A 16,999-nucleotide genomic window follows, 5' to 3' on the forward strand; every position below is an offset into this window, starting at 1 on the left:
GTGGATCCCCCAGGGCCGCCGACCGCGCCGCCCCCGTGACGATTGACACATCGATCAGTTGCTGAAAACATCCGTTACGGCGCTGCGTAAGAAATCCAAAACATATCCATGCAATCTGCGCGTAATGTGCGAGATGATACGCGATGCGAATATTTGACTCTCAGGAGGCCTTCTTGCCCCGCGAACTCGACGAACACCTTGAACTCGATTTAACTCAACTCGATTCCGCTGAAACCGGACGGGAACTCAACAAAATGGACATGCTTCATTTGGCCCTTCTCGGCCTCGTCCTTCCCGCTGCCCTTTTGGTGTGGGGATGGATGTGAGGGTGTCTCCAAAGACGACAAGCATCCCGCGGTCAAGCCTGCCGCTTCCCCTCGGTGAACGGAACTGGAGCAGTTTCGTGCTCGGAACTGTCTGCACCAGCACGGGCGTGGCCACGTGGGCATTCGTGATCGGCGGTTCGGCTGCGCTGTACCTGAATGCGCGCATGGGGCTGATCGCGATGGTCGCCGGCGCGCTTATCGGACAGCTACTGGTTACGCTTGCCACGACTCCCGTCAGCACGAAATTTGGAATTGAAACCACTGTTTCGACGAAACCACAACTCGGTGTACGCGGGATCTACATCGGCCTATTCCTGATGCTCTTCAACGCCATCGGTTGGAATACCGTTCTGATGATTTTCTTTGGGCGGGCCGTAGCGTCCGTCCTCGACATATTTGGGCTCATTGGCGACTCATCCCGCTATACCGTCTCGGTGGTCAGCTCGGTCGCCGGCCTGATCCTCATCGGCGTTTTGGTCACCCGCGGCACCAGATCGCTGAGTAAGACGGGACCCGTCATTGCCGGAAGCATCGTTCTTTTGGCCGCGTGGCTCGTATATATCCTCCTGCGCACGCACGGAGTGTCGGGGGTCGCCGACGCCGCGCCGTTAGAGCCGCACGATAACCGGCTGCTGAACTATACGCTAGTGGTCGAGATGCTAATCGCCGGAACGTTCGGCTGGTGGGGCTACATGGGCGGAATCGTCCGGATGGTCTCCGGGGCCCGTAAGGCTATTCTTCCAACCATGCTCGGTCTCGGTGCGGCATGGGCCGTGGTCGCTGCGGTGAGCTTATTTGGCGCGCTGGTTACCGGCGAACCCGATCCGACGGTCTGGGTACCCGAGATCGCCGGCCAGGTTGGCGCGGTCATCGTGTTGATATTTATCAGCTTCGCGAACCTCGGGTCGACCCTTGTCGGGGTGTACGTTTCCACGCTCGCCGTTAAACAAACGCAAAGTCTTGGCCGCTCACTGTCGTGGGGGCGTACGGTTGCCCTCGTACTGGCGCCGATGTTGTTCATTTTGATCTTCATCCCGAACATGATCTTTGACAATGTTCCGATCTTCATGGCCTTCCTCGGCATGATTACCGGCCCGATGGTCGGCGTTCAAATTGCGGATTGGTTCATTCTGCGGCGCAGGGCGCACATGTCGGTGTCTTCGTTATATCTGCCCGGACGGGCCTCAAATTACTGGTATCTGCGCGGTTTCAACCCTGCCGGCGTCCTCGCGCTGATCGCCGGAAGCTCCACGTATATGCTCATCATGAACCCATACACGCTCATACCGAATTCGCCGATCTTTGCGTACACCACAGCTTCAATACCTGCCGTCTTGATGGGCGGGACCGTGTATGTCTTAGCCTCGCGTGCCATGTGGCGGCTCTTCCCGCACACACATACTCAATATCAAAATCATCGTCAGTTTGATGTCGAAGCATCGTGACGGAGTCAGTCGAAGCATCGTGACGGAGTCAAAGGAGCGAAATCCATGCCCAGGCTCGAGAAAAAGGTAGCGATCATTACCGGAGCTGCCCAAGGAATCGGTGCCGCGACGGCCGAGCTCTTTGCCCAAGAGGGCGCGGCCGTCGTGATCGCCGATATCGACGAAGCTGCGGGCCGCGAGGAGGCAGCGAAAATCAACGCGGCCGGCTACAACGCAACATACTTCAACCTCGATGTCACGAGCCGGACGGGTTGGGAAGAATGCGTGTCGTTCACCGCCAGGGTTTTCGGCAAGTTGAATATCCTCGTCAACAATGCAGGTATTTCCCACAGCAAAAACATCGCGGACACGAGCGATGAAGTGTGGGATCGCACGATCGCCACCAACCAAACGAGCATCTTTTACGGCATGCAAACCGCCATCGACACGATGCGTCAGAGCGGCGAGTCCTGCGCCATTGCCAACGCCTCATCCATCGATGGCCTTGTCGGTGAATCCAGGTTTTTCGCCTACTGCGCCGCAAAGGGTGCCGTGACCATGATGACGAAGGCTGCTGCCTTGTATTGCGCAGAAAACGACCTGACCATACGCGTCAATTCCGTGCACCCAGGTTATATCTTGACTCCGATGGCATCCCGCGACGCCGAACAGCACGGTCAAACCCCTGAAGAGTACACGAAACAATTCGTCGACCGGCACCCCGTCGGCCACCTCGGAGATCCAGCAAACATCGCCAATGGATACCTCTATCTGTGTTCGGACGACGCGGCGTTCGTGACGGGAACCCAACTCGCCATAGATGGCGGGTTCACCGCGCAATAGGTTCCAGCGCTCCTTGGGCGGGCCAATCTCCGACGTTGATCTGGTCGAACGCCGCCGATAGCCCGTCTTCGCCCGGCAACGGGGTGAACCCCTTCGTCACCGTGTAAGTCCCGGCTCCAGCAATCCAACCAACATGCAAAAGCCCTCATCCCAACGTGGTCGAGCGACCAACCATAAACAATAATAGCGATTAGGGCTTTCATAACTGCCCATTATCGGCGGTCAACGTGTGCAGCGGGTGGACCCCCGGGTCCCTCCGGCGATTACCACGATGAGTCCATTTAACTGGCTGAGGGCCCTGCAGCTCTTGGCCGCGGGACCCTCAGTAATCCATAACAGGGAACCTGTCCCTGTCTTCGTTTACAGTTTACTCCAATGGGTAAAGACGAAGACCGAGCATTGAGGCTGTGATGTTAAGGCGCTTCAGCGCACCCCGGCTGGCTCCCTACCTTGTCGCCGCGGGCAACTTCCAGAGGCGCTGTCCACCTGTACCGATGGAACGTCGCCCCCTCCGGGGCCGTGTATGAGGCCCTCCACATCTTCGAAGTCGTTCTCCGCAATGCGATCGATGAACGCCTCCCAACCCGATCCGCAGACCGGACGCCTGTACACATCGGGCCACTTTTCCAAGCGGACGTTGCTTTAGAACCGTTCCAATCTTTTCAACTGAAGCGAACCAGGGACAGCAGATCCTTGTCTATGGCACCAGACATCAATGGGGACTTCTCGCTCGGGTGGTGATAGATGCCGGACTCAACTCTGGAGTGGGACACTCAGGTAATGGGTGGGAAACTTTATAAGGTCGAGTACCGGTGCAGGCTGATCGCGGATGGCGGCTCCAACTGTGGAATGGGTGCCGATCCAGGCGGTTAAGTGCAATACCGTTCAGTTAGGTCCGAGTATTGTTATCTCGGGTGCTCCGGTCGGTTGTGGCCAGGTGGCGTGGTGAGAGCGTTTGACGTGCCATTTGGGCATCTTGCGTTTGATGGCCCATGGGTTGGAGCGGGCGCGTCGTGGCGGGTTGAGTCTGTGCAGGAGTTTGTCGGTGACCAGGCTCCAGAGCTGTTCAAGGCCGCGAGGGGGAAAAAGCGCCCTCGGATGGTGCGCAGCCGCTCCAAATACGGCCGCTATACCATCAGGATCGCCGTGGCTGGACCCGATAACTACCCCTTCAGCGAGGTCCCGAGGCAATTTGGATTATTCCGAGCCTGAAGCGTAATTTCCCCTGTTCCAAGGGCCGTTCACGCGGCAAACGGAATAATCCCAGACTCGGAATAATCCACGAAGAAGTCATCGCCGTCGACGTCGAAGCGCATCTGACGTCCAACGAATGCATGCTCTGGTTCCAGATCAGTCATGAATTATTCCTTTGTTCATATGCAGCCTCGTTGGCCGCGATCTGTGCCGCCGCCCGGGCGAACATCGTGAAGCTGGACTCGATATCGACACGCGAGTCTGCAATGTACGGGTCCAGCGACAGCTTCAGGCTAAGTTTGGAGGCCTCGTGCCAACGCCCGTCATCGATCAACGAGCGCAGCCGGCGCACCGGCTCGGCGCGGGCCTCGACGACCGCTTCGTCGTTGAGCGCGAACACAAAAAGCTCTGCGACCGGCCCGGGAAAAGCATTCATCACAGAAATTGCCGTGTGGCCGAACTCAATATCGGCGGCGTCGACACCGTCGGCACCACCGAGCCAGTGCCGGCTCTCCCACCGGTCCAGGTCAATGTATTCGCACAACTCATAGACCCTGCCGTTACTGTTGGTGCGCAGACGGAGCACATCCGCCTCACGCTCCACCGAAACCTGCTCACTCATCACGCCACCGCCTTGCTCTTGTGCTTGGCTTTATTCACGGCTTGGCCCTCGACGTGCCTCGCGGCGATGTAGAGGCCCTCGCGGTTCAGGTGCCGCGAGTAGCCCGAGTCCAGATACAACACCGGAATATCACCGGCTGCTTTCAACAGTGCCGGATACAGCAGCTGCTTGAGCGGGCCGGCCCCGCCGCCGTAGACGTAGACGACCTCGGTCATCGCCCCGGCCTGGGAGAGCACCTCGCCGAAAGAAGAAGTGATCTCGTCGACCAGATAAGAAGCCTCGTCCTCGACGAACCCGGCGGCACGGGTGTGCCGCGACTGTTGCAGCGGCGACGGCACAGCCTGCAGGAAGTCGGCCAGCTGCTTGCGCGAAGAAAACTGCAAGGTCGAGTCAGACTCGTTCATCCGCTCCATCGCGTTCATCAACGCGGTACCGTAGCCCTCCTGAAGTGTCGAGGCGGCCTCGGAGTTGAACCGGCCGTCGGAGAAGACCGGGAAGTTGACGGTGCCTTCGCCGACATCGACTCCGATCGTGTTGCGCACCTGGACCAGATCGGCGGCGGTGACACCTTCGACGATCGAGGCATCGCGAGTGCGCAGATCGCCCAGCAGCGCCTGTGCCAGCGGTTCGCCCTTGTCGGTGATCGCGAACTGCGCCGACGCGCCTTCGGCCATCACCTGCACGTCGTCGAACTCCAGACGGACGCTGACCGGGGTGTTGAAATTCTTGATGGTCACCAGGTGCACTGCCGGGTCAGCTGCGCCCGGTACGCCCATGAATTCGGCGGCGTAGGACTGCCGGCGGGCGACGAATTCGGCGATCGGCAGCGCCAGCCCGGCACGCACGCGCACCCGCAGCTCGTGATCGGGCAGCGAACCGGTCGCGCCGACGTGGTCCCGCAGCGCCTTGGCCGCGAAGACGCCGAGCACCAGAACCTTCGACAGCTCCTGGTCGGCCTTCGAATGCTTGCCCAACACCTCGAACTCGGTGAACTTGGAGCCGCGCACGGACAGCGCGGACCGGCCGAACATCCGGCGGTCGGCGGCGGCGACCAGGGCCGTGATCATCGTCGCATCCAACCGGTTGTAGAAATCGTCGGTGCCGGCTGCTGCCGTCGGTGCGAGCACTTCGGCGGCTGTAGCGTCGGCGGCCGGCACCTTCGGGCTGGTCCGCGACGTCGACACGACCGCCGAAGGCAGATCAATGTCGTCGACGACGCCGGTGGCGGTGTTGCGGATGACACCTTTGACGTAGCCGTTGCCGACGTCGATGCCTCCGGTCAAAGTGATGGTCTCCGTGCTCATAGATTCGTCGTTCCTCAATGTCAGTGGTGGATTCATGCGGCGGCCGTATATGTCAGGTGCCGCCAAAAGCGGCGGCGGCTTCAGTTGCGCAGGCCGGCCATGATGTCGTTGATGTCGACCTGCACGTCATCGGCTGATTCGCCGGACCTATGCGGGGTCTCATCTTCGGATCCGGCCGGCTGCTCTGCGGCAGGCAGTGTCGTTTCAGTCTCCTGTGTAGAGTCCGGCCGGGCATGCTCATTGAAGGTCTCCGTGGCGGCGGCTGATTCTTCGTCTGCCGACGACGGCCCATTATTATGCTCAGTGGATTCGACCGGCGGCCGGCCGCGGCGCGGCAGCTGATCAACCGGCCGGTTCACCACATCGAGGTATCCGTCGCGCTGGATGGACTCACGGATCAGCAGCTGCAACGAACGCGAGATGTTCTCCTGCTTGTCGAGCCAGTAGTTCGTTGAAACATCCACCGCCGGAACACTCCAGCGCAGCCGGCGCGGCTCAGACTCAGCAGGCCGGCCCTGGCGAGCACCGTCGGGCTTCACATCGTCAGCCATAACAGAGACATCCTCTCTTCCCTGATCGTATTCGATTATGTATCAATCCTTATGCTAATGGACTTTTACCGGTCTATGCAAACATCAAGATAAACCATCAAAAGACCATCTGTCATAGAGGACCACATCAGCGTGCCAATGCGGTGGGCATAATCGACCTCAGCAGAGCCACCGGCAAAACCTGAGAAAGTCCTGTATTACCCGGCGGCAGAATATAACCCGGGACCAACCGGGTACGGCAAAGAAACCCAATACCGCCTGTATCCAGACCGTGAAAAGTCCCTGGCCTGATGCAGGTCCAGTGCCAGCCGCTTTCCAAACGCTGCACAGGTTGAGCCGGGACCGCACCGGGGCCACGCAAAACAACGGTCTTCATCAAGTCCCGATAGAACCCGGCACCGTACACGCATCGGGCGCACTCGGGCACCCAATCAGGCCATCCGGCCGGCAAAAGATGAAAAGCGGCCCATTGGGACTATTGCGGGTTCGATGGCGGTCTTGGTTCCGGCTTGCTCAGCCATCATCAAGCCGCAGATCAGCCACACTATAGTCCACGGTTGGCACTCAAAATCGGTGCTCCGAACGCGATGGCACCGCCGTCGCAGACCCACATTTAAGCTCAATTTGAGGGCCGGCGTCTGGGCCGCGCATCGACATCGAAACTGATGGTGGATCCGGTGTTCGCCGGTTGCTGCAATGACGGTGCAGGGCGGTGGAGGGCACACACCATGGACAGTCGGTGCAACTGCCGGTGCTGCGACCGTTGCAACAGGGGCGGTGTGAGAAGTCGGTGAGACTCACCCATCGGCCGTGGAGTCAACGCAGGGGAGGGGAGATCGATACGGGGGACGAAAGGGGTAGGCCGCGCATACAGCGATGCTGCTGTTGAGTCGGTGTTTCTATACAGAAAGCCATGGCAGAGGAAATCGGTGGGCGAGGCGTTTCTGTATAGAAACACCTTTTGCCTTGGAAATTGCCGGCCACGACCGATGAGACATATCGAAACATAAGTGCAGCAAGATTCTGCCGACACTATTGAGACATTCGATATGTCGGTATCGGGACTCTTCTTTTTTAATGCGCCCACACCAAATGCGTTCGGGCCGCGCAGGCGCGATACAGGGCAGGGGCCGAAGCAAAACTGTGCAGCGCCACACGGCTACGCCAGCGGTTCCGATGGGCGCTGCACAGCGTGGGCGCTGTGGAACGCACTGAGGCCGTGACGCCATGAAGCCGGCGGCCGATGACGGCTGTAGAGCTGCTGGCGCAGCCGGCGGCCGTCGTACCGATGCGATGGTCTGAAGCGACTGATGCAGCGACAGAGGCGTTGCACTGTGCATCCAGAGATGGAACGGAGAATTATCCACAGCGACAACAGAGAGCGGATCCGCGCAGCTGGCGCGGCTGTGGCAACGGTGTCGATACACAATGACAACGCGCTGCGCGCGACGACACCGAGGTGCAGAGGCGGACCTGTACACGACGCGTCGATCGTTCCTCACGACGGTGTGCACAGGCATTCGTACGGCGGTGCCACGGGCACCAAAAAACCAGTACACCATAAAGGGCCATGACCAGGGGAAACACACTCGTACGTACACGCGCTGCGCGCAAACAGGGACGATGCACGGACTCGTACGTACCGGAGGTTTCCCCTGATACACCAGCGTGCCAGTCTTCCGCTAACGCTCCAGACGTGGAACAGACAGGGGAGGAGGGAAAGGGCATAAGAAAAAGTGGCACCACTGGTCCTACGGACCCTCCGCTGGCGCTCCGGTCTTCCGCTAGCGCTCCACACAGTGGCGGTCGGCATAGCCGACACTTTTTCACGGTCGCTGGCGCTCCCTGACCTCGCTGGCGCTCGGCCATGCCCATACAGGGGAAATAGACCCACCACCGCGCGACGCTGCATCGAATCCACAGTCGTGGACCGACCGCAGCAACGTCACCGTCAGCGGTGGTGGAGGCCGCGCAAAGCGCGGCTGATCAAGGGCAGTTCCCCGCCCGGCGCGTGTACGCGCCGGGCGGGGCCATGAAACCCGCCGCGTCGGCCTGTGCACACAGAACCGCCAGATGCCGACGCGGCGATGCGGCCATCATGAGCAGTCAGCCGTACGGCTGACACGGGTGCCAATAAAGATGGCAGCGTCCATCAAATAATTGTCATTGCCTCATCCATCGACATCAAGTGAAAAGAGCAGGACCAATGAATCAACCATTTTTTACCCCGTATGACACCGGAGCCCGCTGCGAGCCGAAAATATGGCAGCCCGATCACAATTCCGTGATCGATGCAATGAAATGCGATGAAAAAGACGATATTGGCAAGGTCGACTTCGATGATGATGAGGGCCATACCGTCTGTGTCGTCCATGTTGAACCGGACGCCTCCGGCAAGTTCGCCGTCCATGTCCAGCCGTTGTGCGGTGACGACGAGATCAGCGTCGAGCTGCACACCGAACAAGAGGCACGGTGATGGCCACGTTCGTCGATGTGACATCAACCAACCCGTGTTGCATCCGCACGTCTCGTGCCAGTGGCACAGCTACTACATTATGGCTGATCAGACGTGCCAGGACGCCACGAACGTCTGCCTGAACTGCTACGGAGAGGACCACTGATGCAATCATGAACCAGTCACAGAATGATTTACACAATGATTCCGCGACGTATTCACACGTCATGCTCGTCACCGGTGCACGTAGCTGGGATGATCAGGCACTGATGCGTTCAACTTTCAACGACGCCTGGCGATTCTGGGGATCAGGGCATATGGCCCGGCCGCTGTTGGTGTGCGGGGACGCCGGCGACGGTGCCGATGCCATGGCCGGGCGGGTGTGGCGCAACGCGGGCTTCGACACCAAAGTCGTTGCCGCCGATTGGTCCACCCGTGGGAAGAAAGCCGGCCTGCTGCGCAATCAGCAGATGGTCAACCTTGTCGCAGAGCTTCGCGAGCAGGGCAGCGACGTGCTGTGCACGGCCTTCATCGACGTCTGTCGAAAACCTCGATGCCCGAAGCGCGACGATGAACAGCTCATGCCTGCTGCGGGCGGTCATTACTCACATGGGACGATGCATGCCCGGGCCGCGGCGCTGAAAGCGGGTATCACCACTATCGACGTGCTGCGTCCATAGCGACCATCAGTGGCAGGCACGAAAAGATCCCATGGTCGTTGACGATGGGATCTTTTCTGTTGATCAGCCGATCACGCACACCCGAGACGGATGACGCTCAATCGTTTTTCTTATCGCTGGCCAGCCCGTGCTCGGCCCGATATGCGGCCATGATCTTCTTCGGGATCCGACCATAGCCCTTGTCTTCATAACCCTTCTTTTTGGCCCAGGCACGGATGGCCGCGCGCTCTTCGACTGAGGTCTCGGGCACCTGCCTGGGTTTGGCCTGCTTCTCCTCGGCCTTCCGGGCCACCGTGACATACGTATCGAGATAGGCCTTCAGCTGCTCCTGCTCATCCGGGGTCAAGTCAACCTCATACCAATCGTCTCCCAGTCCGAAGGTGATCGTGGCCGCATCCGTTTTTCCGCTGATGTCTGATTCGATGATGTGTCGTGTAGCCATAGTCCCGAGATTAGCCTACTGAGTGGTCTATGAAAAGTCTTTCGGCAAAGAGGTGGCGCAACAACTAAGAACGCTGCTATATGAGCATAATTGACCGCTTTCCAGTGCTAAAATGGCACTAGTAGATACGAGTAAATTGTTTTCCACGCAAGGACCACACGACCATGAATCAACCTTCCAATGATTCCACTCTGCTTCTGGAAGAAGCCTCAAAGACCACTGACCTGTTTGCTCTGCTCTGTCAGCGCAAGGGGTGGACTGATGAATACTTATCGGCGATAGACAATGCCGAACACGATTCGCTCAAGGATCTCGATACGCTGGTTGCCGCTCTCGAAGATATTCGGCTCGCCGGCGGCACCATCACCATTGCTCCGGACTTCGACATGGACGGCATCGCCTCGGGCGTGCTCGGCTATGCCGGCCTGAAAGAGCTCGGCTTCAACGTCAACCTCCACATACCCGACTACCGTCGCGGCCACGATCTCACCGTCGAAGATATTACCGAGATCCACGATCGCTATCCGGACACCACGGCGTTGCTGACGTGCGACGGCGGCGTGAACTCGCACCCGGGCATCGCCGCCGCCAGGGCACTGGGCTGGACGACGATGGTCACCGACCACCACCAAGAGCTCGAACCCGGCTCGAGTGCCGACATCACCGTCGATCCCTGCCGCATCGATGAGACGTACGCGCTGCCCGGTATTTGCGGCGCTCACGTGCTCTATCAGGTCCTTCAGGCCTATGCCCTGGCTCATCAGCCGTTCAAGTTGTGGGCGATCCGGCTGCTGCGTCTGTTCGCCGGACTGGGCACTATCTCCGACGTCATGCCCATCCTCTACGAGAACCGCCAGCTGGTTCGTGATTCACGGTCGATCGCCCGTCTGCTATGGGTACCGGCACCAAAGACACATCAGTACGCCGACCCCGAGCCCGACAGGATCAACGTCGAGCACGCCACGCTGATGCAGTTGCTGCGCAACGAGCCGCATGATCCGGCATTCATTGCGGCCTTCGAAGGTTTCGCGGTAATGCTCAAGGCTTTCGCGATCGGCGGCAAAGTCCGTGACATCGACAGCATCAACGAGGGCTTCTACGGCTTCTACGTCGCACCGGCGATGAACAGCCCGCGCCGTACCGGCTCACCGTTGGAAGACTGCTTCGCCGTCTTCACCGGCCAATCGGCCGGCGAGAAGCTCGCGGCCATGGACCGGGTGATCGAAAACAACGAGGTCCGCAAGGAACTGACCACCCGCTATATGGAAGAAATCGTCGAAGGTGACCAGCCGCTGGCCCCCTGGGTCTACTTCTCCGGGGCAAACCATGGCATGTTCGGCCTGCTGGCCTCCCAGATAATGCGCGCAAACGGCCACCCGGTCGTGGTGCTGGCCCGGCCCGCCACGGCCGGTGAGCCGGTCAGCGGATCGGCGCGTGCGCCCGGCTGGTTCGACGTCATCGCCACCCTGGACGGATACGAGAACCTCACGGCCATCGGTCATCGACAGGCCTGCGGCGTCAAGCTCGCATCAGCGGCCGCCCTGGACCAGCTGGTGACGATCCTCGCAGACGCCACCCGCGTGCTGCTGTTGACCGCCGGGGACAACCTCGGACCGGCCGCCGACCTCACCCTGGGACCCGACGAGGCACACGACGCACCGCTGACCGATGCAGAACCACTGATCGAGTTGGTACGGCGCTTAGAGACTCTGCGCCCGTTTGGCCACGGTTTCACCGAACCGGTCGTCGAGCTGGTCGTGGACCCGGCCACGGCCCGGCTGGACCGGATCGGCTCCGAGCGCCAGCATCTGCGTCTTCTCACCCACACGGGTATGGCCCTGTTGTGGTGGAACGCCGCCGCGAACCAGGGCGATCGACTGGATGGTGTGGTTGCCGACCCCGCTGTACACGGGCCTGCCCGGTTCATCGGCAAACTGCAGCTGAACACGTTCCGCGGCGAGACTCGTCTCCAGGCCGTCATCAACGAACAGCTGTGACCGGCGACCGCCGCCGATCACAGTCGGCAAATACCGCCGCAACGACCGGGTCCGCAGCGTTGGGCCGGTCGCGGGCTCTGATGCACGATGCCGGTTACAGCGCCGCCATCGTGATCGCAGCCGTCGGCGCATATCTCGTGCTCTCGGCCGTGGTGCTTGGTGTTATTGACGATCCGATCATCGCCACGCTGGCCGTGGACGGGCTGGTCATAGCAACGGTGCTCGGCCTCAGGGCGCTGCGGCCGCAGTGGCTGTCTTATACCCCGCCCGCACAGCCGTCCGGTTTTTGGCCCTGGGCACTGCCCGCGTTCTGCCTGGCCTTTTTGGCCGGTCAGAGTGCGGCGCTGGGTCTGTACGAACTGGTCGGCTCGGCCGGGTTCGATGCCGCCGCCGATACACGGGAAGCCTCGAATCCGATACTGGTGCTGACATTGACCCTGGTGGCAGCACCGGTGTGCGAGGAGGCGATGATGCGCGGGCTTCTGTATCCGCTGCTGCGCCGGCGCGTGTCCGTTCTCGTTTCCGCACTGATCAGTGCAACAGTCTTTGCCGCAATGCACGCCAACATGGTCCAGGCCGCCGCGACGATTCCGATGGCACTGCTGCTGGCGATGGTCTATGAACGCACACGGACGTTGTGGCCGGTAATGGTGCTGCACGCGGTGTTCAATCTGGCCGCGATGCTTGTTCCGCTGGCGGTCATCGCAGCACTGTCCACACCGGTGATGACAGTGCTGCTGCTGGCGGCGTACATCCTCGCCCTGGCCCGTGTCTTCGCCCGAATCCAAGCCGGCCCGCAAGGGGGCCCGTGCTTGTAGGGTTCCGACCTGCCTGTCATCGACGACGAAGGGCTGTGACATGCAGTTTCATTTTCACTGCCCACGCTGAAATGCTGCGTTTCGTGACATTTTCCTACAGTCAGATCCAAACGCTACACATCTGGCGATCCTCGACGGGCCGTCTCCATTTCGGATCCGTCGAATGCATAAATATTCGTTCTGGAGCAGTCTTTCTGAGTAGTGCAAACAGCTTCGGCTTCATCGCCATCACCAAACTCATACCTGGATGGCAACGTGTCGCATTTGGAGATGGCCCATTGAACATGCCCCTAATGATGCCGCCCAGTCGGGGCGGCATCACCAGGGGCATGCAAGTCTGTGTCGAAAATTATTCCTTAGCCGGCGAGGGGCCCGCCTGAGTTGACTGGTATCTTGGGCAACGCTAGGTCTTCAAGCCCGTAGCTAGATATCAGTTCGCGGTACGCCCCAGTTTCTACGAGTTTCAGCAGGGCTGCTCTAAGTGCTTCCCGAAAATCGGCGTTGTCCTTGTGTACTCCAATGCCGTAAACCCCTGGGTCAGGCTGAAGCCAGAGCGTCTTGAACGTTTCGGGATTCTGCCGGACGTTGTATAGGATTGAAGGAGCGTCGATCCAGGCGGCGTCATCCTGACCGCTTTTGACCGCCAAGACAGCTGCTGCTCCGTTTTTGTAACCAATACCCTTGATCGGCGCTTCTCCCTTTTCCTCGCATTTTTCTGAAGCAGACTGGATTAGGCCCTGCTGCCGGGTGCCGACAATGAATGCGATTGATGCACCACACAGTTCAGCAGGGGAGGCGACCTTGTCTTTCTCGAAGTCGGCTGAGACCATAATCCCGGTTCCGGATTGCATGTAATCGATAAAGTCGATGTTCGTCCGCCGCTCTTCATAGTCGCCAATCGAACCTATTACATCAAATCGTTTCGCTTCGAGTCCGGGCACCATGGAGTCAAAGGAACCCTTCTGGATATTAACTTCGAGCCCCATTACTTGGCCTGCTGCTCGTAACAAGTCGGGTGCAAATCCCGTGATCTCTCCAGCAGAGTTGACGAACTTAACAGGAGGCACATCGGGATTGATAGAGACTTTGAATGACCCCCGTTCCTGGTACTCTTCGGGTACCATGGATGCAATATCAGGGTCGGTCTCATACTTCTGTTGCGCGGCTCCGGACTTGGGTGCTGAGTCGGGCGCCGAAGCACCGCCCGTCGGGCTGGTCGCTCCTGGGTTTGAACAGGCGCTGATAGTCATTACTGCGACCAAAGCCAGGCCGCTTATGCTTAGCTTGTTCTTCATGGGTCTCTATCTCCTTTGATACCGATGACACATTTGTCGGTGAGTCAGATCCGATTGTTTTATTTCGCGATGACAGTCAATGGGTTACCATCCAGGGCCTTAGGAAGCCACGACGGAAGAGAAAAACTCTCGAGCTCGCTGGTGAGAAGAGTTGTGAACGACTTGTTTTGGAGAGCCTCGCTCTATCACTTCCCCATCGGCCATCATCACGACCTCGTCGGCCACATCCTGCGCAAACGCCATTTCATGGGTCACGATCAACATGGTGGAGCCCTGTTCGGCGAGTGACTTGATGACGGCTAGCACTTCGCCTACCAATTCCGGGTCAAGGGCGCTCGTAGGCTCGTCGAATAACAAAATCTCAGGTTCCATGGCCAGTGCCCTCGCGATGGCGACTCGTTGCTGCTGGCCACCTGAGAGTTCATTTGGATATCGGTCTTTCTTGTGTTCCAAGCCGACCCGTTCTAGCAGCTGCAGAGCCGCTGCCCTCGCAGATTTGCGGCTGTGTCCTCGTACAGTAATCGGCGCAAGCGTCACATTCTCCATAACAGTACGATTGGGAAATAGGTTGAAGGTTTGGAATACCATTCCGAAGTTTAGCTTCTGTAGACGCGCTTGCTTGGATGAAACCGGAACGCGGTGTTGTCCCCGGACAGTTTGACCAATCATCTCTCCCTTAAAGAACACTGCACCTCCGTCAATTTCTTCTAGTCCGTTGATGGTGCGAAGCAATGTACTCTTGCCAGAGCCGGAAGGGCCAACGATGCATGTGACGCTTCCTGGGGCAATTTCAATGTCAACACCCTTCAATGCAACGAAACTACCGAACTGTTTGGTGATTGCAACAAGTTCAAGTATTGGTTTTGCCACGTTCATCGAATGTCTCCGTCCGCAATAGTGGATGTTCTGGTTTCCACTTTCTCTGTCGGTTCGCGTTGCTCTTCTTTGTCCGTTCTCCGATCAAAACCCCGGCCAAACCGTTTTTCGAGGAGCGATTGTCCGTACATTGCGATGGATGTGAGGGTGAGGTACCAAATGACCGCCACGGTGAGCAGGGGAATAGTTTGGAAATTTGTTGCATAGATCAATTTCGCTGTGGTCAAAAGTTCTGTGTATCCGATTACCGAGACCAAGGATGTATTTTTGAACATCGTAATGATCTCATTGGCCATAGGTGGCGTGATCACGCGAATGGATTGCGGGCCGATCACTCTAGTGTAGGTCGTTAACGGGGACAGTCCCACAGCCCGACAGGCTTCAAATTGTCCTCTATCGACAGCGATAATCCCAGACCTGAAGACTTCCGCCGACTTTCCACCGAGGTAGAGGGACAGACCAAGCACGGCTGCAGTGAAGCGGGAAATCACTTCGTTAGTTGGGACTTCGAACAATGATGGGCCAAACGGGATACCGATGCCGAGGGAGGGTACTAAGGCGGCAAGAAAGAAGATCATTAATAAGAGCACCAGTAAAGGGGTAGCCCTGATCACCCATATGTACATGGCAGCGAGTTTTCGCAATACGGCTAGGGGTGACAATTTCGCCCACGCTACCAGTATGCCGATGAACAAACCCAAAAGGGTAGTAATGAGGGTCAGTGTTATAGTGTTTAACAGACCCTGCAATATGCGTTGGCCAAATAGGTACTCGAAAACCAGAGGCCAGTTCCAGTTTTCGTTGAAAACAAAGAATTCCAGGCCTACGAAGAATACATATACTGCCAATACAATACTTGCCCATTTTGCAATACTTGGGCGTGGTTTGATCGGTAATAAGGCTTCGGCCCTTATTTCGCCTTTATCGGTCAGGCGCTGTGCCGTCCGTTCAGTGGGTGTTTTCATGTGCCGCCTCGGTTTCGCTTGTGACTATCGCCTGGATGTTATGCATGAACAGCCCTGGACGCGGTCTTTGCTTCCATGTTGAGAAGGCCTCGTCATTCTGCACCAGGTCCTTCATGGTTTTGACTGTGAGGTCGTCGAGGTTGAGATTGCGGGCCGTTCTGCCAAGATCACGGAAATCACGCCCAAGTAGGGCACTCGACATGGTTATCAGCGCGTTCGATATTGGGACCGGCACAGTGGCGATCTCAGCAAGGGACAGCAAGGGAACTACTCCGGCGAAGGTGTCTTCCCACAGGAAGCGGTGATTCAGGTGCTCGGGCGAAGAGGACTTCGCATACATGGCGCATCCCTGAATTGATTCGTACAAGCTGCCTTCCGGGGCAGAAACCGTCTGCGTGAGGTAGTCGGACAGCGTCGTTGATTCATAGCCGAACGCCCTTGCGACGGCCAGGCGCTCCTTATCGAACTGTTGGATCACTGCCGCGATGCTCGGGGTGATCCCGTCAACATAGTAAAGAAATTTTCCGCCTTGGGCTTCTACCCTGCCAGCGTTCAAAACCATGGGAACGACATGTAGGGCCGGGCCCATGTTGTTGAATGCGGATCGCAATACGTCGTCCACGGCAACGAATGAGAATTCCGGAAGCAGGACGTCGAAGACGTCGGCCCGACCACTGGGGAGGCTGGCGATCTCAACGCCGTCCTTACGGCCACCGATGCGAACGGTGGCCGGGTCCGTGGCCCGGCTTCCAAATACCGTTGTCGACGTTTCACCGATGAGCAGGTCACCGGTGAACCCACCGGTGATAAGTCCCTGCCACATGTCGATGGTCCCGAGCGTCCCGGATGCCATGAGGATGAGCCGCTGAGAGCTTGAAATATGCGGAGCCAGTTGGCTGCCGACACTCTGATAAGCATCGGTGGTGGTATTGACGAGAATAACGTCCGCGCCGGAAATCGCTGCGCCAATATCGGTGGTGACTTCTTGGATAGGCGCAAATCCCTCGATGACTCCTTGGACTTCGAGGCCGCCGCGATCACTTATCGGTTTCAACCACCGGTTAACTTCTTCGTCATCATCACGGTTCCATAGGTTGACTTGGTATCCGGACAATGCGAGGAAGCCGGCGATGGCCTGCCCGCTACTGCCTGCCCCGATCACCGTAACTGTGCGTGCCTTCATGTTTTGTCCTCCGTGGCTTCTTGC

General features: G+C 58.5%; 15 protein-coding genes. 7 read left to right on the plus strand and 8 right to left on the minus strand.

Features of this window, described 5'->3' with window-relative positions; all coding sequences use genetic code 11:
* Nucleotides 1–173 precede the first annotated feature (173 nt).
* The 3 genes from H535_RS0113720 to H535_RS0113730 are packed head-to-tail and all read left to right on the plus strand — an operon-like array spanning nucleotide 174 to nucleotide 2,593.
* Nucleotides 174–326 carry a hypothetical protein gene (locus H535_RS0113720; protein WP_155838692.1) on the plus strand — a complete coding sequence of 51 codons (153 nt, stop codon included), beginning with the start codon at nucleotides 174–176 and terminating at the stop codon, nucleotides 324–326.
* Nucleotides 317–1,771 carry a cytosine permease gene (locus H535_RS0113725; RefSeq protein ID WP_081416695.1) on the plus strand — a complete coding sequence of 485 codons (1,455 nt, stop codon included), beginning with the start codon at nucleotides 317–319 and terminating at the stop codon, nucleotides 1,769–1,771. The genes H535_RS0113720 and H535_RS0113725 overlap by 10 nt, the downstream gene beginning before the upstream one ends.
* A gap of 45 nt (nucleotides 1,772–1,816) precedes the next feature.
* Nucleotides 1,817–2,593 carry an SDR family NAD(P)-dependent oxidoreductase gene (locus H535_RS0113730; RefSeq protein ID WP_026820000.1) on the plus strand — a complete coding sequence of 259 codons (777 nt, stop codon included), beginning with the start codon at nucleotides 1,817–1,819 and terminating at the stop codon, nucleotides 2,591–2,593.
* Between the two features lie 1,354 nt (nucleotides 2,594–3,947).
* Here the strand turns inward: H535_RS0113730 and H535_RS0113750 are convergent.
* The 3 genes from H535_RS0113750 to H535_RS0113760 form a co-directional block, all read right to left on the minus strand.
* Complete coding sequence (locus tag H535_RS0113750; RefSeq protein ID WP_026820003.1) at nucleotides 3,948–4,409, minus strand: hypothetical protein; 462 nt, start codon at nucleotides 4,407–4,409, stop codon at nucleotides 3,948–3,950.
* A complete protein-coding gene (locus H535_RS0113755) occupies nucleotides 4,409–5,713 on the minus strand; it encodes an acetate and sugar kinases/Hsc70/actin family protein (protein WP_026820004.1) in 1,305 nt (434 codons plus the stop codon). Before H535_RS0113755 ends, H535_RS0113750 begins: the two co-directional genes overlap by 1 nt.
* 80 nt (nucleotides 5,714–5,793) lie before the next feature.
* Nucleotides 5,794–6,264 (minus strand): hypothetical protein, encoded by a 471-nt coding sequence (locus tag H535_RS0113760; protein WP_026820005.1) that lies wholly within the window; start codon nucleotides 6,262–6,264, stop codon nucleotides 5,794–5,796.
* A gap of 2,206 nt (nucleotides 6,265–8,470) precedes the next feature.
* Between H535_RS0113760 and H535_RS0113770 the strand changes: the two genes are divergently transcribed.
* Together H535_RS0113770 and H535_RS0113775 are read left to right on the plus strand one after the other, a co-directional pair.
* The gene (locus H535_RS0113770; RefSeq protein WP_026820006.1) at nucleotides 8,471–8,740 is read left to right on the plus strand and encodes a hypothetical protein; all 270 of its coding nucleotides are present in this window, start codon (nucleotides 8,471–8,473) and stop codon (nucleotides 8,738–8,740) included.
* A 152-nt stretch (nucleotides 8,741–8,892) separates the two neighbouring features.
* Nucleotides 8,893–9,399 (plus strand): hypothetical protein, encoded by a 507-nt coding sequence (locus H535_RS0113775; protein ID WP_035769651.1) that lies wholly within the window; start codon nucleotides 8,893–8,895, stop codon nucleotides 9,397–9,399.
* A 97-nt stretch (nucleotides 9,400–9,496) separates the two neighbouring features.
* Here the strand turns inward: H535_RS0113775 and H535_RS27840 are convergent, their stop codons facing one another.
* Entirely contained in the window at nucleotides 9,497–9,841 is a 345-nt protein-coding gene (locus H535_RS27840) for an Lsr2 dimerization domain-containing protein (protein WP_051299302.1), read from the minus strand.
* Nucleotides 9,842–10,005: 164 nt separating this feature from the next.
* Between H535_RS27840 and H535_RS25510 the strand changes: the two genes are divergently transcribed.
* Together H535_RS25510 and H535_RS0113790 are read left to right on the plus strand one after the other, a co-directional pair.
* Entirely contained in the window at nucleotides 10,006–11,838 is a 1,833-nt protein-coding gene (locus H535_RS25510) for a DHH family phosphoesterase (protein ID WP_051299304.1), read from the plus strand.
* Nucleotides 11,835–12,656 carry a CPBP family intramembrane glutamic endopeptidase gene (locus H535_RS0113790; protein WP_026820008.1) on the plus strand — a complete coding sequence of 274 codons (822 nt, stop codon included), beginning with the start codon at nucleotides 11,835–11,837 and terminating at the stop codon, nucleotides 12,654–12,656. Before H535_RS25510 ends, H535_RS0113790 begins: the two co-directional genes overlap by 4 nt.
* Before the next feature lie 356 nt (nucleotides 12,657–13,012).
* Here the strand turns inward: H535_RS0113790 and H535_RS0113795 are convergent, their stop codons facing one another.
* The 4 genes from H535_RS0113795 to H535_RS0113810 form a co-directional block, all read right to left on the minus strand.
* The gene (locus H535_RS0113795; RefSeq protein ID WP_026820009.1) at nucleotides 13,013–13,951 is read right to left on the minus strand and encodes an ABC transporter substrate-binding protein; all 939 of its coding nucleotides are present in this window, start codon (nucleotides 13,949–13,951) and stop codon (nucleotides 13,013–13,015) included.
* 99 nt (nucleotides 13,952–14,050) lie between these two features.
* Nucleotides 14,051–14,827, minus strand: a complete 777-nt coding sequence (locus H535_RS0113800) for an amino acid ABC transporter ATP-binding protein (RefSeq protein WP_035769653.1) — start codon at nucleotides 14,825–14,827, stop codon at nucleotides 14,051–14,053.
* A complete protein-coding gene (locus H535_RS25515; protein WP_081416697.1) occupies nucleotides 14,824–15,792 on the minus strand; it encodes an amino acid ABC transporter permease in 969 nt (322 codons plus the stop codon). Before H535_RS25515 ends, H535_RS0113800 begins: the two co-directional genes overlap by 4 nt.
* On the minus strand, nucleotides 15,776–16,975 hold the full coding sequence (locus H535_RS0113810) for an NAD/NADP-dependent octopine/nopaline dehydrogenase family protein (RefSeq protein ID WP_026820011.1): 1,200 nt from the start codon (nucleotides 16,973–16,975) through the stop codon (nucleotides 15,776–15,778). Before H535_RS0113810 ends, H535_RS25515 begins: the two co-directional genes overlap by 17 nt.
* Between the last annotated feature and the right edge of the window lie 24 nt (nucleotides 16,976–16,999).

It is taken from the genome of Arthrobacter castelli DSM 16402 (assembly GCF_000430705.1).
Taxonomy (GTDB): Bacteria; Actinomycetota; Actinomycetes; order Actinomycetales; family Micrococcaceae; genus Arthrobacter_C; species Arthrobacter_C castelli.

What these genes read in the sequence shown, in the direction of transcription:
- H535_RS0113725 (WP_081416695.1), top strand. Translation starts at nt 317, where the DNA reads ATGGATGTGAGGGTGTCTCCAAAGACGACAAGCATCCCGCGGTCAAGC.
- H535_RS0113730 (WP_026820000.1), top strand. Translation starts at nt 1,817, where the DNA reads ATGCCCAGGCTCGAGAAAAAGGTAGCGATCATTACCGGAGCTGCCCAA.
- H535_RS0113750 (WP_026820003.1), bottom strand. Translation starts at nt 4,409, where the DNA reads ATGAGTGAGCAGGTTTCGGTGGAGCGTGAGGCGGATGTGCTCCGTCTG.
- H535_RS0113755 (WP_026820004.1), bottom strand. Translation starts at nt 5,713, where the DNA reads ATGAGCACGGAGACCATCACTTTGACCGGAGGCATCGACGTCGGCAAC.
- H535_RS0113760 (WP_026820005.1), bottom strand. Translation starts at nt 6,264, where the DNA reads ATGGCTGACGATGTGAAGCCCGACGGTGCTCGCCAGGGCCGGCCTGCT.
- H535_RS0113770 (WP_026820006.1), top strand. Translation starts at nt 8,471, where the DNA reads ATGAATCAACCATTTTTTACCCCGTATGACACCGGAGCCCGCTGCGAG.
- H535_RS0113775 (WP_035769651.1), top strand. Translation starts at nt 8,893, where the DNA reads ATGAACCAGTCACAGAATGATTTACACAATGATTCCGCGACGTATTCA.
- H535_RS27840 (WP_051299302.1), bottom strand. Translation starts at nt 9,841, where the DNA reads ATGGCTACACGACACATCATCGAATCAGACATCAGCGGAAAAACGGAT.
- H535_RS25510 (WP_051299304.1), top strand. Translation starts at nt 10,006, where the DNA reads ATGAATCAACCTTCCAATGATTCCACTCTGCTTCTGGAAGAAGCCTCA.
- H535_RS0113795 (WP_026820009.1), bottom strand. Translation starts at nt 13,951, where the DNA reads ATGAAGAACAAGCTAAGCATAAGCGGCCTGGCTTTGGTCGCAGTAATG.
- H535_RS0113800 (WP_035769653.1), bottom strand. Translation starts at nt 14,827, where the DNA reads ATGAACGTGGCAAAACCAATACTTGAACTTGTTGCAATCACCAAACAG.
- H535_RS25515 (WP_081416697.1), bottom strand. Translation starts at nt 15,792, where the DNA reads ATGAAAACACCCACTGAACGGACGGCACAGCGCCTGACCGATAAAGGC.
- H535_RS0113810 (WP_026820011.1), bottom strand. Translation starts at nt 16,975, where the DNA reads ATGAAGGCACGCACAGTTACGGTGATCGGGGCAGGCAGTAGCGGGCAG.